This window comes from Pseudomonas idahonensis (genome assembly GCF_037903935.1).
Taxonomy (GTDB): Bacteria; Pseudomonadota; Gammaproteobacteria; order Pseudomonadales; family Pseudomonadaceae; genus Aquipseudomonas; species Aquipseudomonas danubii.
The window spans coordinates 5,768,515-5,783,216 of the sequence record NZ_CP149586.1 but is presented as its reverse complement, the minus strand read 5'-3'; the positions used below and the strand labels follow the sequence as shown (position 1 = coordinate 5,783,216).

Annotated in this window: 12 protein-coding genes and 1 rRNA gene; 10 read left to right on the top strand and 3 right to left on the bottom strand. The window is 56.9% G+C overall.

Annotation, left to right across the window (positions count from 1 at the left end; all coding sequences use genetic code 11):
- Positions 1-4: 4 nt before the first annotated feature.
- The 3 genes from WIN67_RS26115 to WIN67_RS26105 all read right to left on the bottom strand — a co-directional run bounded on the left by WIN67_RS26115 (position 5) and on the right by WIN67_RS26105 (position 2,495).
- Positions 5-277 (bottom strand): TfoX/Sxy family protein, encoded by a 273-nt coding sequence (locus WIN67_RS26115; protein ID WP_339070234.1) that lies wholly within the window; start codon positions 275-277, stop codon positions 5-7.
- Positions 278-501: 224 nt separating this feature from the next.
- Positions 502-846 carry a pentapeptide repeat-containing protein gene (locus WIN67_RS26110; RefSeq protein WP_102882219.1) on the bottom strand — a complete coding sequence of 115 codons (345 nt, stop codon included), beginning with the start codon at positions 844-846 and terminating at the stop codon, positions 502-504.
- Between the two features lie 92 nt (positions 847-938).
- Positions 939-2,495: a bifunctional aminoglycoside phosphotransferase/ATP-binding protein gene (locus WIN67_RS26105; RefSeq protein WP_339070233.1), complete on the bottom strand. Its 1,557-nt coding sequence runs from the start codon at positions 2,493-2,495 to the stop codon at positions 939-941.
- Positions 2,496-2,611: 116 nt separating this feature from the next.
- On the opposite strand from WIN67_RS26105, the gene mrcB reads away from it, so the two are divergent.
- The 10 genes from mrcB (at position 2,612) to WIN67_RS26055 (ending at position 14,647) form a co-directional block, all read left to right on the top strand.
- Positions 2,612-4,933 carry a penicillin-binding protein 1B gene (mrcB, locus tag WIN67_RS26100; RefSeq protein WP_339070232.1) on the top strand — a complete coding sequence of 774 codons (2,322 nt, stop codon included), beginning with the start codon at positions 2,612-2,614 and terminating at the stop codon, positions 4,931-4,933.
- Positions 4,934-4,949: 16 nt separating this feature from the next.
- The gene (locus tag WIN67_RS26095; RefSeq protein WP_110652102.1) at positions 4,950-5,696 is read left to right on the top strand and encodes a tetratricopeptide repeat protein; all 747 of its coding nucleotides are present in this window, start codon (positions 4,950-4,952) and stop codon (positions 5,694-5,696) included.
- Positions 5,696-6,031, top strand: coding sequence for a YqcC family protein (locus tag WIN67_RS26090; RefSeq protein WP_102882215.1), 336 nt, complete (start codon positions 5,696-5,698; stop codon positions 6,029-6,031). The genes WIN67_RS26095 and WIN67_RS26090 overlap by 1 nt, the downstream gene beginning before the upstream one ends.
- 549 nt (positions 6,032-6,580) lie before the next feature.
- Positions 6,581-8,305, top strand: a complete 1,725-nt coding sequence (locus WIN67_RS26085; protein WP_042940970.1) for an acetolactate synthase 3 large subunit — start codon at positions 6,581-6,583, stop codon at positions 8,303-8,305.
- Positions 8,306-8,307: 2 nt separating this feature from the next.
- Positions 8,308-8,799, top strand: coding sequence for an acetolactate synthase small subunit (ilvN, locus tag WIN67_RS26080; protein WP_016964842.1), 492 nt, complete (start codon positions 8,308-8,310; stop codon positions 8,797-8,799).
- A gap of 45 nt (positions 8,800-8,844) precedes the next feature.
- Positions 8,845-9,861 (top strand): ketol-acid reductoisomerase, encoded by a 1,017-nt coding sequence (gene ilvC / locus WIN67_RS26075; RefSeq protein ID WP_007959661.1) that lies wholly within the window; start codon positions 8,845-8,847, stop codon positions 9,859-9,861.
- Between the two features lie 148 nt (positions 9,862-10,009).
- On the top strand, positions 10,010-10,867 hold the full coding sequence (gene pssA, locus WIN67_RS26070; RefSeq protein WP_102865505.1) for a CDP-diacylglycerol--serine O-phosphatidyltransferase: 858 nt from the start codon (positions 10,010-10,012) through the stop codon (positions 10,865-10,867).
- 63 nt (positions 10,868-10,930) lie between these two features.
- Entirely contained in the window at positions 10,931-11,944 is a 1,014-nt protein-coding gene (gene msrP / locus WIN67_RS26065) for a protein-methionine-sulfoxide reductase catalytic subunit MsrP (RefSeq protein ID WP_339070231.1), read from the top strand.
- Positions 11,944-12,564 carry a protein-methionine-sulfoxide reductase heme-binding subunit MsrQ gene (gene msrQ, locus WIN67_RS26060; RefSeq protein ID WP_102882213.1) on the top strand — a complete coding sequence of 207 codons (621 nt, stop codon included), beginning with the start codon at positions 11,944-11,946 and terminating at the stop codon, positions 12,562-12,564. The genes msrP and msrQ overlap by 1 nt, the downstream gene beginning before the upstream one ends.
- A gap of 544 nt (positions 12,565-13,108) precedes the next feature.
- Positions 13,109-14,647, top strand: a 16S ribosomal RNA gene (locus WIN67_RS26055).
- Positions 14,648-14,702: the final 55 nt, after the last annotated feature.

Genomic DNA, 14,702 nt, shown 5'->3' with positions numbered 1-14,702 from the left:
CCAGTCAGTTTTTGTGGCGAGAGGAAATGGCGTCCAGCTGTTTGTTCAACGCCTCTTTGCGTTCAGCAGGAAGGTCGTTCCAGTGCATGTCCATCAAGGCTCCTTCAATGGCGTATAGCAGGACTTTAGAGGTGCGAAAGCCGCGGGTGCGCACCGCCCGATAGGCGTCTACCGCGCCCAGGCGGCGCAAGTCCGAAGCACTATGGATGCCCACTGCATGCAGCCATTGTGCGGAGGTCTTGCCAAGGTTCTTCAGATGTTGCAGTTCATCATTCATTAAGCCTCCTGGCGATGGCCGAATGGTGAGTGGGCAGCCTCAAAGGAGTGTAGCGCTCAGTAGAAAACGCGCTGTTCTTTGGTCGGGTTTGGCGCAAATGCTTCTAAGGAGGGGGTGTCAGGGCGAGGCAGCGAGGGCGCTCGGGCCTTGCAGGGTAAGGGAGCAATGGGGATGTCACGGGTCCGGCGCGCAGTTGGGCGCCGGACAGAGCAGTGCAGGGGCTTTCAGCGGGTGTTGTAACGCAGGCGGGTACCGAAGTTGACTGACATGAGGATTTCGTCGGCAGTCAGTTCTACCGGGAAGTAGGCGCCAGAGATTTGCGCATGGGCCAGGCTGGCGCCTTCCATGGTGGCATTGCGCAGGTCCAGGCCACGCAGATCGGCGGAACGGAAGTAGGCGTCAGTAAAGTCGATGCCCTGAGCGTTCAACTGTCGCAGGTCGAGGCCGCGGAAGTCACCGCCACGCATGTCGATGGGTTGATCCTTTGGACGTTCGCGGTTGAAACCGACGATGTCGTCTTTATGCAGCAGGGCGTAAAGCGGAGTATCCAGAAGTTTCGGTTGGCTCATGGCGACGTCACCAGTGTTGGATTTATGACGCCAGTATAGTGCCACTATTTTTCAGCCGTGAAGTCTTTGCACTTCACGGCTGAAATTACTGCTTACAGGCCTGGGAGGCGCTGACGAATGTTGGCAACCAGAGCATCCAGGCTACCGCTTTCATTGGTTTCGATACGCTTGCTGCGTAGCAGCTCTTCGTCGGTCAGGGCCTCTCGCGTGGCTTGCTGGGTGGCGATCACTTCCAGAGTGGCATCGGAAGGATCGTTCTGATCGGCTTGACGTTGAGCCAACCAGCTGGCGACCACTGCCTCGGGTGCGTTGCAGTCGATGATCAGGCAAGGGGTGCCGGTGGCTTCGGCCACCTTGGCTGCGGCATCCCGCTGCGCGCGCTTGAGGTAGGTAGCGTCGATCACGACTGGGAAACCAGCGCGCAGAATAATTTCGGCAATTTCATGCAGGCGGGTGTAGGTGGCGCTGCTGGCTTCGCTGCTGTAGATACCGGCGTGAGGGTCGTTCGGCACTTGTTGCTCGCCGAACAGACGCTTGCGTTCCACATCGGAGCGCAGGCGAACGGCGCCCAGTGCCTCCACCAGACGCATGGCTACGCGGCTTTTGCCAACGGCCGAGACGCCCGAGGTGATCGCCAGGAAGCGTGATGGAATGGTGCTGTAGCTTTCCGCTAGGTTGGCGTAGTTGCGGTATTGGCGCAGGGTGGTGGCGCGCTGTACCGGAGTGGCATCGGCCGGCATGCTGAACAGGCTGACTTTGGCGCGTACCAGAGCACGGTAGGCTTTGTAGAAGTTCAGCAGTTCCAGGCCCTGATAGTCACCGGTCAGTTCCAGGTACTGGCTGATGAAACGCCGCGCCAGGCTTTTCAGGCCGCGATCTTCCAGGTCCATGGCGAGGAAACCGGTGTCGGCATAGACGTCAGTGAAACGGAAGGGTTCGTTGAATTCGATGCAGTCGAAAATCACCACCTTGCCGTCGATAAGGGTGGCGTTGCCCAGGTGGATATCACCGTGGCACTCACGGATAAAGCCTTCGCTCTTGCGTTGGGCCAGCAGTGGCTTGAGGCGTTCGAAACTAGCCTCGGCCCAGGCCTCCAGGGCTTCGAGCTGCTGCAGGTCGGCCTTATCGCTGAGGAAGGGGCGTATCTGCTCGAAGTTCTGGCGTACTGGCGCCATTACGCTTTCCGGTGTACCGGCTTCGTGGGTAGCCGGGACCTTGGGGGCGCTGAGGTGGAACTCGGCGATCTGCTTGGCCAGCTCGTCGATGTGCGCGGTGGTCAGTTCGCTATTGGCTTGCAAGGTGCTGAGCAATTGGCTCTGGGGGAACTGGCGCATTTTCAGCGCGTATTCGATGACCGGGCCGTTGCCGCCCAGCTCTGGTGCTTCGGCGCTACCGGTGATCGGCAGGACTTCCAGGTACAGGTCCTGGGTCAGGCGCTGGTTCAGGCGCAGCTCTTCACCGCAGAAATGCTCCCGGGCATCCAGGCTGGTGAAATCGAGGAACCCGAAATTCACCGGCTTCTTCACTTTATAAGCAAAGGGGCCGGTGAGCAGTACCCAGGAGATGTGGGTTTCGATGACCTGAAACCCTTCAACGGGATGAGGATACAAAGCGGGGTTTTGCAGGGCGGCGATCAGTGACTGGCTCACAGGCGATCCTTCAGAGTCGGGGAAAATCGAGGGCGTCATTATGGCCGCTGGGAGGGGTAACGCAAACCTCGGGTGGCGCATGTTGAGGATGAATAAAGTGCGTATAATCCGCCGCCATGACTCGTACCCGATCCCCTCGTTCCGCTAAAAAAACTCCCTCTGGTGGCCTGCGCCCCTGGCTGGGCTGGGCGCTCAAGCTCAGCTTGGTCGGCTTGGTAGTGCTCGCCGGCTTTGCGGTTTACCTCGATGCTGTGGTCCAGGAAAAATTCTCCGGCAAGCGCTGGACTATCCCGGCCAAGGTCTATGCCCGTCCGCTGGAGCTGTTCGTCGGACAAAAGCTCAGCAAGGAGGACTTCCTGACGGAGCTCGATGCCCTGGGCTATCGCCGCGAAAGTGTCGCCAACGGTCCCGGTGCTGCTGCGGTCAGCGGCAACACTGTCGATCTGAATACCCGTGGCTTCCAGTTCTATGAAGGATTGGAGCAGGCGCAGCCGGTTCGCGTGCGTTTCTCCGGTGACTATGTGGCGGAGCTGTCCGGCAGTAAGGGCGCCAAGCTTGCGGTCGTGCGGCTGGAGCCGCTGCTGATCGGTGGCCTGTACCCGAAAAACCTGGAGGACCGGATCCTGATCAAGATCGATCAGGTTCCCCCCTACCTGCTGGAAACCCTGGTGGCGGTGGAAGACCGTGACTTCTATTCGCACTTCGGGGTGTCGCCGAAGTCGATTGCCCGGGCGATCTGGGTCAACACTTCGTCGGGCCAGATGCGCCAGGGTGGCAGCACCCTGACCCAGCAGTTGGTGAAGAACTTCTTCCTGACCAATGAACGCAGCCTGTCGCGAAAGCTCAATGAAGCCATGATGGCGCTGCTGCTGGAGCTGCATTACGACAAGCGCGAGATTCTCGAGGCCTATCTCAACGAGGTTTTTGTCGGCCAGGACGGTCAGCGAGCGGTGCACGGTTTCGGTTTGGCCAGCCAGTTCTTCTTCAGCCAGCCGCTGTCCGAACTCAAATTGCATCAGGTAGCGCTGCTGGTGGGGATGGTCAAAGGTCCTTCCTATTACAATCCGCGGCGTTATCCGGAGCGTGCTCTGGAACGGCGCAACCTGGTGCTCGACCTGCTTGAGCAACAGGGTGTGGCCACTGCCGAGCAGGTTGAAGCTGCGAAAAAAATGCCATTGGGCGTGACCAAGCGCGGCAGCCTGGCTGACAGCTCGTTCCCAGGCTTCCTCGACCTGGTTAAGCGCCAGTTGCGAGAAGATTATCGCGACGAAGACTTGACTGAAGAAGGGCTGCGAATCTTCACCAGTTTCGATCCCATCCTGCAGATGAAGGCTGAGGCTTCGGTCAACGATACCTTCAAACGCCTGGCTGGACGCAAGGGCTCGGAAGACGTTGAAGCGGCCATGGTGGTGACCAATCCGGAAACCGGTGAAGTCCAGGCCATGATTGGCAGTCGTCAAGCCAGCTTCGCCGGTTTCAATCGGGCATTGGACGCAGTGCGTCCAATCGGCTCGCTGATCAAGCCTGCGGTCTACCTGACGGCTCTGGAAAAGCCCAGCCAGTACACCCTGACCAGTTGGCTTTCCGATGAGGCTTTCTCGGTGAAGGGGGCTGGCGGCCAGGTGTGGAAGCCGCAGAACTACGACCGTCGTTCCCATGGCACCGTTTTCCTGTACCAGGGCCTGGCCCATTCCTACAACTTGTCCACCGCGCGACTTGGCTTGGAAGTAGGCGTACCCAACGTCCTGAAAACCCTGGGACGCCTGGGCGTTACCCGAGAGTTCCCGGCGTTCCCCTCGATGCTGCTGGGAGCCGGTGGCATGAGCCCGATCGAAGTGGCGACCATGTACCAGACCCTGGCCAATGGCGGTTTCAATACGCCAATGCGCGGGATTCGCAGCGTATTGACGGCCGAAGGCGAACCGCTCAAGCGCTATCCGTTCCAGATTCAGCAGCGATTCGATGCTGGGTCTATCTACCTGATCCAGAGTGCGATGCAGCGTGTGATGCGCGAAGGCACGGGTAGCTCGGTTTACAACGTATTGCCCAAGACCCTGGCGCTTGCGGGCAAGACCGGCACCAGTAACGACTCCCGTGACAGCTGGTTCGCCGGCTTCAGCCAGGACCTGCTGGCGGTGGTCTGGCTGGGCCGTGACGATAATGGCAAGACGCCGTTTACCGGCGCCACGGGTGCCTTGCAGGTGTGGACCAGTTTCATGCGCAAGGCCGATCCGCTGCCGCTGGATATGCCGCAGCCGGACAACGTGGTTCAAGCCTGGGTCGATTCGCGTACCGGACAGGGCTCCGATGCCAACTGTCCGGGGGCTGTACAGATGCCGTATATTCGCGGCAGCGAACCGCCTCCCGGCGCCTCCTGCGGTGGTGAAACCCCGGCAGGTAGCGATGTGATGGATTGGGTCAAGGGCTGGATGAACTAAGCGATGAGGGTTTGACGTGAACAAGTGGTGGGTTCCAGCTATTACAGCTCTGGCGTTGCTCAACGGTTGCGCCAGTGTGCAGCGCGGCTCCATTCCCGTCGTGGACTCCGGCACGGCCGTGTCCAACAGTGAGCGGATTTCTGCCTCCGGAGGCTTTCGACAGACGACGATCAAGCGTCCGGCGCAAGCTCAAGCACAGGCGATTCCGGAGGACTCCGGGGTGGTGGTGATGGTTCCGGGTGGTGGCGCAACGGCTTCGGCGCCGATCAGCAGCTCACCGATTACTCCGGGGCCTATTACCTCCGGGCCAATTACCCCGGGTCCGGTGGACGGCTCCGGCTATCAGCCGGCGCCGATCAACCAGGGCACCTACAACATGCCGTCCACGCCCAGTGGCATCCCTTCGGCACGTGCCGGTGGCCTGTCTGCTGATGAGCAACTGGACGGTCCGGTGCTAGCGTTGCTAACCACTGCGCAACAGCAGCAGTCCAGTGGTGACCTGAACGGTGCTTCTTCCAGCCTCGAGCGGGCGCAGCGTGTTGCTCCACGTGAGCCGCAGGTGCTGTACCGCCTGGCTCAGGTGCGCATGGCCCAGGGCGATGCGCCGCAAGCCGAACAGTTTGCTCGTCGCGGTCTGAGTTTTGCCAATGGTCGTCCCGATCTTCAGGCGAGTTTGTGGGAGTTGATCGCCCAGGCACGGGAGAAACAGGGTGATGCAGCTGGTGCCGCCCAGGCACGGCAGAAAGCCCGAGTCTCGCTGTGATGGATGTGCGTTTTCCCAAGATCGCCGAGCAGTTGCTGCTGATCGAGCGTGAGTTGCGCGTGCAGGGGCTGTGGGACGAGATAGCACCCAGTGCCGAGGCTCTGGCCAGTACTCAGCCTTTTGCCGTGGATACGCTGGATTTCGAGCAGTGGCTGCAGTGGATCTTTCTGCCGCGCATGAAGGTGATCCTGGAGCAGGATCTGCCGCTGCCCAATGCCTCCGGTATCCAGGAGATGGCCGAAATGGTGTTCTCCACCCGGCCGATGCAGGGGCGCGATCTGCAGTTGCGAATGTTGCTCAAAGAGTTCGATCAACTCATCGCGGCCACCCGCTGAATCCGAGACTGCCGGGTGTGCCTGGCAGTCGCCTTCGGATGCCAGGCACCGTCCTCCTCACCTCTTCCTAGCGCTCTTCTTGCCGTTCTGCCGGCAGCCTTGACCAGTCCCTGTCTTTAGGCCGATGACCAAAGTCAAGGTGCGCATTTCTGAGTTGCTTGTCGAATATTGCGCAATCGAAGTGCAGGCAGTGGTTGTTTTTGGGTTTTTTCTTGCGTTCTCATGCGCTTAGTTCGAATTAACTACATAGACGACTTGACTTGAAGGGGACGAAACAGAAGAATCCAAAGTCCGCTGTAGAGGGACTGCCAGAAGCAGACCCACTCAGCAGATCATGAGGCGCACATCCGCGCCGAAGTGCTACACCCGCAACGCGTTACCTCGCGCTGGGTGGGAAAACCCCGCAACACTTTGGGGCGCTCCCAATACTTGCTCAGTCAGTGCTGACGTAGTCGGCGACCACCGTCGCTCATGCTCTGCTGAGAAGTAAACCTATTAAGACCCGCTCCCTTTTGAGGGCGGTATTCTGGCGTTTTAGAGGTGAACAACGTGGAGCTTTTATCTGGCGGTGAGATGCTCGTCCGCTTTTTGCGTGACGAAGGCGTCAAATATATTTACGGGTACCCAGGTGGTGCTCTCCTTCATGTTTACGATGCCCTGTTCAAAGAGCCGGAAGTGACTCACATCCTGGTTCGTCACGAACAAGCGGCGACCCATATGGCTGACGGCTATGCCCGTGCCACCGGTAAAGCCGGTGTGGTACTGGTGACTTCCGGCCCGGGCGCGACCAATGCCATTACCGGTATTGCCACCGCCTATATGGACTCGATTCCAATGGTGATCATTTCCGGTCAGGTGCCTAGCACCATGGTCGGTACCGATGCGTTCCAGGAAACCGACATGATCGGTATCTCCCGGCCGATCGTGAAGCACAGCTTCATGATCAAGCACGCTTCGGAAATCCCGGAAGTCATGAAGAAAGCCTTCTACCTGGCGCAGTCCGGTCGTCCCGGTCCGGTAGTGGTCGATATCCCGAAGGACATGACCAACCCGGCTGAAAAGTTCGAATACGTTTTCCCCAAGAAAGCCAAGCTGCGCTCCTACAGCCCAGCTGTCCGTGGTCATTCCGGGCAAATCCGCAAGGCGGCAGAGATGCTCCTGGCGGCCAAGCGACCTGTGCTTTATGCAGGCGGCGGCGTGATCCTTGGTGGCGGCTCCGCACCGCTCACCGAACTGGCCAAGATGCTCAATCTGCCAGTGACCAATACCTTGATGGGCTTGGGCGCCTATCCAGGTACTGACCGACAGTTCGTCGGCATGCTCGGCATGCACGGCAGCTACACGGCCAACCTGACCATGCACCACGCTGACGTGATTCTTGCAGTAGGCGCGCGCTTCGATGACCGGGTTATCAACGGTGCACCGAAGTTCTGCCCGAACGCCAAGATCATTCATGTGGACATCGACCCTGCTTCCATCTCCAAGACCATCAAGGCTGACGTGCCTATCGTGGGGCCTGTGGAAAGTGTCCTGACCGAAATGGTCGCGGCGCTCAAGGAAATCGGCGAGACCCCGAACAAGGACACGGTCGCCAGCTGGTGGAAGCAGATCGACGAGTGGCGTGGTGATCGCGGCCTGTTCCCTTACGACAAGGGCGACGGCAGCATCATCAAACCGCAAACGGTGATCGAGACTCTGTGCGAAGTGACCAAGGGCGATGCCTTTGTCACCTCCGACGTGGGCCAGCACCAGATGTTCGCGGCGCAGTATTACAAGTTCAACAAGCCCAATCGCTGGATCAACTCCGGCGGCCTGGGCACCATGGGCTTCGGTTTCCCGGCAGCCATGGGCGTCAAGTTGAGCTTTCCGGATAATGATGTCGCCTGCGTCACCGGCGAGGGCAGTATCCAGATGAATATCCAGGAGCTGTCCACCTGCCTGCAGTACGGTCTGCCGGTCAAGATCGTTAACCTGAACAACGGTGTGTTGGGCATGGTTCGCCAATGGCAGGACATGAGCTACGGCAGCCGTCACTCGCACTCCTACATGGAGTCGCTGCCTGACTTCGTCAAGCTGGTTGAGGCCTATGGGCACGTGGGCATGCGTATCACGGATCTGAAGGATCTGAAGCCGAAGATGGAAGAAGCGTTCGCCATGAAGGATCGCCTGGTATTCCTTGATATCCAGGTCGACACCAGCGAGCACGTCTATCCGATGCAGATCAAAGACGGCTCTATGCGCGATATGTGGCTGAGCAAGACGGAGCGTACTTAATCATGCGGCACATCATTTCCTTGCTTCTGGAAAACGAACCGGGCGCTTTGTCTCGCGTAGTCGGTCTGTTCTCTCAGCGTAACTACAACATTGAAAGCTTGACCGTGGCACCGACCGAAGACCCGACCCTGTCGCGTCTGACCCTCACCACGGTTGGTCATGATGAGATCATCGAGCAGATCACCAAGAACCTGAACAAGTTGATCGAGGTGGTGAAGCTGGTGGACCTTTCGGAAAGTGCTCACATCGAGCGCGAACTGATGTTGGTCAAGATCAAGGCCACTGGTGCACAGCGCGCCGAGGTCAAGCGCACTACCGATATTTACCGTGGGCAGATCGTTGATGTCAGCGCCAGCGTGTATACCGTTCAATTGACCGGTACCAGCGACAAGCTCGACAGTTTCATTCAATCGATCGGCACCGCGTCGATTCTAGAAACCGTACGCAGTGGTGTCACCGGGATTGCCCGTGGCGACAAAGTACTGAGCATCTAACTCAAATTAGCGAATGGCCGGAACGGCCTGATATAGGGGAAATTCATGAAAGTTTTCTACGATAAAGACTGCGACCTGTCGATCATCCAGGGCAAGAAAGTTGCCATCATCGGTTACGGTTCCCAGGGCCACGCTCAAGCTTGCAACCTGAAAGACTCCGGTGTTGACGTGACTGTAGGCCTGCGCAAAGGCTCGGCCACTGTTGCCAAGGCTGAGGCTCATGGCCTGAAAGTGACCGACGTTGCTGCAGCCGTTGCCGGCGCCGACCTGGTCATGATCCTGACCCCGGACGAGTTCCAGTCCCAGCTGTACAAGAACGAAATCGAGCCGAACATCAAGAAGGGCGCCACCCTGGCCTTCTCCCACGGCTTCGCGATCCATTACAACCAGGTCGTTCCACGTGCTGACCTCGACGTGATCATGATCGCGCCGAAGGCTCCAGGCCACACCGTGCGTTCCGAGTTCGTCAAGGGCGGCGGTATTCCTGACCTGATCGCTATCTATCAGGACGCTTCCGGCAATGCCAAGAACGTAGCCTTGTCTTATGCAGCTGGCGTAGGCGGTGGTCGTACCGGCATCATCGAAACCACCTTCAAGGACGAGACTGAAACCGACCTGTTCGGCGAGCAGGCTGTTCTGTGTGGCGGTACCGTTGAGCTGGTCAAAGCCGGTTTCGAAACCCTGGTTGAAGCTGGCTACGCGCCGGAAATGGCCTACTTCGAATGCTTGCACGAACTGAAGTTGATCGTTGACCTCATGTACGAAGGCGGTATCGCCAACATGAACTACTCGATCTCCAACAACGCCGAATATGGCGAGTACGTGACTGGTCCAGAAGTTATCAACGCCGAATCTCGCCAGGCCATGCGCAACGCTCTGAAGCGCATCCAGGACGGTGAGTACGCGAAGATGTTCATCAGCGAGGGTGCTACCGGTTACCCATCGATGACCGCCAAGCGTCGTAACAACGCTGCTCACGGTATCGAAATCATCGGTGAGCAACTTCGTTCGATGATGCCGTGGATCGGTGCCAACAAAATCGTCGACAAAGCCAAGAACTAAGTTCGAGTCTTGTCAGAGAAAACGCGGCCTAGGCCGCGTTTTTTCGTTTGGACGGGTAGGTTCTGGTATAAAGCTGGATCCTTTGTGGCCGAATCACGGTCCTGGGGTATCTGTCGAAACTTTTCACACCGTTGCAAGGTATTTGTCCATGAGCGAACGTCCCGAAGAGCCAAACCAGGCCTCTGACGCCGAAAGCCTGCTACCGATCGATGAGCATGTCGAAGAAGGGCATGACGCTGAAGGCCGTAAAGTCCGGCATCGTGGTATCTATCTTCTGCCGAATCTGTTCACCACTGCGAACCTGTTCGCGGGGTTCTATTCCATTATCAGTTCCATGAGTGCCCAGAGTGCGCTGAGTGCCGGGGACACGGCGGGGGCGAGCAAGTACTTTGCCTTTGCCGCTATTGCGATCTTTGTCGCTATGGTCCTTGACGGTTTGGATGGGCGTGTAGCTCGTATGACCAATACCCAAAGTGCTTTCGGCGCCGAGTACGATTCACTGTCGGATATGGTTGCATTTGGCGTAGCGCCGGCATTGCTTGCCTTCGGTTGGGCTCTTGGCGATATGGGTAAGGTCGGCTGGATGGTCGCCTTTATCTATGTGGCGGGTGCTGCACTGCGCCTGGCACGTTTCAACACTCAGGTGGGAACTGCTGATAAGCGTTACTTCATTGGTCTGGCCAGCCCTGCGGCGGCGGGTGTGGTGGCGGGTATTGTCTGGGCTTTCAGTGACTACGGTATCCAGGGTTCGAAGATGTCGTTTCTGGTGGCGCTGATGGTGGCGGCGGCAGGCATGTTGATGGTCAGCAATATCAAGTACAACAGCTTCAAGGACCTGGATCTGAAAGGGCGGGTACCCTTTGTAGCGATTCTGGCAGTAGTGCTGGTGTTTGCCGTGGTGTTCAGCGATCCGCCACGTATTCTGCTGCTGGTGTTCTTGGCTTATGCAGCTTCGGGCCCTATCCAGTACCTGTTGCACCTGCGTCGCCGCAAAAGCGCCGAGTGATGTAATTTCCTCCATACTCCGCAGTCTATTGGTACATCTGTCCTCCAATACTGCGGAGTTGCCATGTTGTTCAAATTTCCCAAAGCGTCCGACTGCCTTGAGTCGGATGTCACGCCTGAATCTCTTTATCTCTCTCGACGCAGCTTGCTGGGTGGTGCGGTTGCAGGCATGGCTTTTGCCGGTTTGCCGCGTTGGGCAGTTGCACAGGATGTGGCGCGTTACGCCGACGTGGAGCCTGGCCGTGCGCCTGCGTGGTTCTCTGACAAGCTGACCAGCACCCAGTGGCAAGCCGTAACAGTCAAGGGGGAGGCGATCACGCCTTTCAAGGATGCGACCCACTACAACAACTTCTATGAGTTCGGTACGGATAAGGGGGATCCGGCGGCCAGCGCGGGTGCGCTCAAGACCGAACCATGGAGTGTGGTGGTTGATGGTGAGGTCGCCAAGCCTGGACGCTATACCCTCGAAGATTTCATGAAGCCCTACTCGCTGGAGGAGCGTATTTATCGACTTCGCTGTGTAGAAGCCTGGTCGATGGTGATTCCCTGGATAGGCTTTCCAATCTCAGCGTTGCTCAAGCAGGTGGAGCCAACCAGTAAAGCCAAGTTCATTCGTTTTGAAACACTGCAGGACCCTAAGAGCATGCCGGGTCAGCGTTCCGGTTTTGCCTTGATCGACTGGCCCTATGTCGAAGGCTTGCGTCTTGATGAGGCGATGCATCCATTGGCAATTCTTGCGGTAGGGATGTATGGGCGTGAGCTGCCTAACCAGAATGGTGCGCCTCTGCGACTGGTGGTGCCTTGGAAGTATGGCTTCAAGAGTGTGAAGTCGATTGTGCGTATCAGCCTGGTCAGTGAGCAGCCGAAGACTACATGGCAGAGCATTGCGGCCAACGAGTATGGTTTCTACGCAAATGTGAACCCGGCTGTTGATCATCCTCGGTGGACTCAGGCACGGGAGCGTCGTCTGCCGAGTGGGCTGTTCAGTCCTAACGTAAGAGAAACGCAGATGTTCAATGGCTACTCGGACGAGGTTGCTTCTCTATATAGCGGCATGGACCTTCGGAAAAATTACTGATGCGTTATTCGCTCTGGCGTGTCGTCGTCTTTATTGCTGCGGCTGTCTGGCCCCTGTATTGGCTTTATGAGGCCTGGGCTTCGGTGTTGGGGCCAGACCCCGGCAAGGTTTTGGTTGATCGTCTGGGCTTGGGTACTTTGGTGTTGCTGTTGATCACCTTAAGTATGACGCCGTTGCAGCGTCTTACTGGGTGGGCGGGTTGGATAGCGGTGCGCAGGCAGTTAGGGTTGTGGTGTTTCGCCTATGTCGTGTTGCACTTGTGTGCCTACGGCGTATTCATTCTCGGTTTGGATTGGTCGCAGTTGGGCGTAGAGCTGCGCAAGCGGCCATATATCTTTGTCGGTAGTCTAGGCTTCGTCTTTCTATTGCTGTTGGCGGTCACGTCCAATCGTTACAGTCAGCGCCGACTGGGCACGCGCTGGAAAAAGCTGCATCGGTTGGTGTATTTCATTCTCGGGCTTGGATTGCTGCATATGCTCTGGATTGTCCGGGCCGATCTGAAGGAGTGGGCGGTGTATGCATCTATAGGTGCGTTATTACTGTTGTTGCGCGTGCCGTCAGTCATGCGCCGGATTCCTCGGGTTCTTGCTAAAAAAGCATCTTCTGCAACAAAAGCGTAATTAACCCTTGACGGCAGATTCTACAGGTCTATAATTCGCCCCACTTCCGGCGCAGTCGAAACGGAAAACTCCTTGAGATTCAACGAGTTACGCGGTTTTCGGCAGCGGTTACGCTTCAGTTCATCGAAGCCAGAAGCAGTTGGTAAGGCAGTGTGTTTTCGCCTTATTAACGATTCGATCCTCTCGGTCGAAAGCGGTTAAAAAGAGGTGTTGACAGCAGCGTGTAACGCTGTAGAATTCGCCTCCCGCTAACGAGAGATCGGAAGCGCAAGTGGTTGAAGTTAAAAAGGAAACTTTGAAAACTTCTTAAAAAAATCACTTGACAGCAAGTGAGGCTGCTGTAGAATGCGCGCCTCGGTTGAGGCGAAAGATCTTAACCAACCGCTCTTTAACAACTGAATCAAGCAATTCGTGTGGGTGCTTGTGGAGTCAGACTGATAGTCAAAAAGATTATCAGCATCACAAGTTACTCCGCGAGAAATCAAAGATGTAACCAACGATTGCTGAGCCAAGTTTAGGGTTTTCTCAAAACCCAAAGATGTTTGAACTGAAGAGTTTGATCATGGCTCAGATTGAACGCTGGCGGCAGGCCTAACACATGCAAGTCGAGCGGCAGCACGGGTACTTGTACCTGGTGGCGAGCGGCGGACGGGTGAGTAATGCCTAGGAATCTGCCTAGTAGTGGGGGATAACGTCCGGAAACGGGCGCTAATACCGCATACGTCCTACGGGAGAAAGTGGGGGATCTTCGGACCTCACGCTATTAGATGAGCCTAGGTCGGATTAGCTAGTTGGTGAGGTAATGGCTCACCAAGGCGACGATCCGTAACTGGTCTGAGAGGATGATCAGTCACACTGGAACTGAGACACGGTCCAGACTCCTACGGGAGGCAGCAGTGGGGAATATTGGACAATGGGCGAAAGCCTGATCCAGCCATGCCGCGTGTGTGAAGAAGGTCTTCGGATTGTAAAGCACTTTAAGTTGGGAGGAAGGGCAGTTACCTAATACGTGATTGTTTTGACGTTACCGACAGAATAAGCACCGGCTAACTCTGTGCCAGCAGCCGCGGTAATACAGAGGGTGCAAGCGTTAATCGGAATTACTGGGCGTAAAGCGCGCGTAGGTGGTTTGTTAAGTTGGATGTGAAAGCCCCGGGCTCAACCTGGGAACTGCATCCAAAACTGGCAAGCTAGAGTATGGTAGAGGGTGGTGGAATTTCCTGTGTAGCGGTGAAATGCGTAGATATAGGAAGGAACACCAGTGGCGAAGGCGACCACCTGGACTGATACTGACACTGAGGTGCGAAAGCGTGGGGAGCAAACAGGATTAGATACCCTGGTAGTCCACGCCGTAAACGATGTCAACTAGCCGTTGGGAGCCTTGAGCTCTTAGTGGCGCAGCTAACGCATTAAGTTGACCGCCTGGGGAGTACGGCCGCAAGGTTAAAACTCAAATGAATTGACGGGGGCCCGCACAAGCGGTGGAGCATGTGGTTTAATTCGAAGCAACGCGAAGAACCTTACCAGGCCTTGACATCCAATGAACTTTCTAGAGATAGATTGGTGCCTTCGGGAACATTGAGACAGGTGCTGCATGGCTGTCGTCAGCTCGTGTCGTGAGATGTTGGGTTAAGTCCCGTAACGAGCGCAACCCTTGTCCTTAGTTACCAGCACGTTATGGTGGGCACTCTAAGGAGACTGCCGGTGACAAACCGGAGGAAGGTGGGGATGACGTCAAGTCATCATGGCCCTTACGGCCTGGGCTACACACGTGCTACAATGGTCGGTACAAAGGGTTGCCAAGCCGCGAGGTGGAGCTAATCCCATAAAACCGATCGTAGTCCGGATCGCAGTCTGCAACTCGACTGCGTGAAGTCGGAATCGCTAGTAATCGCGAATCAGAATGTCGCGGTGAATACGTTCCCGGGCCTTGTACACACCGCCCGTCACACCATGGGAGTGGGTTGCACCAGAAGTAGCTAGTCTAACCTTCGGGAGGACGGTTACCACGGTGTGATTCATGACTGGGGTGAAGTCGTAACAAGGTAGCCGTAGGGGAACCTGCGGCTGGATCACCTCCTTAATCGACGACATCAGCTGCTTCATAAGCTCCCACACGAATTGCTTGATTCATTGAA

Coding starts and splice junctions, on each gene's coding strand:
- WIN67_RS26090 (WP_102882215.1), top strand. CDS start 5,696: ATGGATGTGCGTTTTCCCAAGATCGCCGAGCAGTTGCTGCTGATCGAG.
- msrP (WP_339070231.1), top strand. CDS start 10,931: ATGTTGTTCAAATTTCCCAAAGCGTCCGACTGCCTTGAGTCGGATGTC.
- pssA (WP_102865505.1), top strand. CDS start 10,010: ATGAGCGAACGTCCCGAAGAGCCAAACCAGGCCTCTGACGCCGAAAGC.
- ilvN (WP_016964842.1), top strand. CDS start 8,308: ATGCGGCACATCATTTCCTTGCTTCTGGAAAACGAACCGGGCGCTTTG.
- mrcB (WP_339070232.1), top strand. CDS start 2,612: ATGACTCGTACCCGATCCCCTCGTTCCGCTAAAAAAACTCCCTCTGGT.
- msrQ (WP_102882213.1), top strand. CDS start 11,944: ATGCGTTATTCGCTCTGGCGTGTCGTCGTCTTTATTGCTGCGGCTGTC.
- ilvC (WP_007959661.1), top strand. CDS start 8,845: ATGAAAGTTTTCTACGATAAAGACTGCGACCTGTCGATCATCCAGGGC.
- WIN67_RS26115 (WP_339070234.1), bottom strand. CDS start 277: ATGAATGATGAACTGCAACATCTGAAGAACCTTGGCAAGACCTCCGCA.
- WIN67_RS26110 (WP_102882219.1), bottom strand. CDS start 846: ATGAGCCAACCGAAACTTCTGGATACTCCGCTTTACGCCCTGCTGCAT.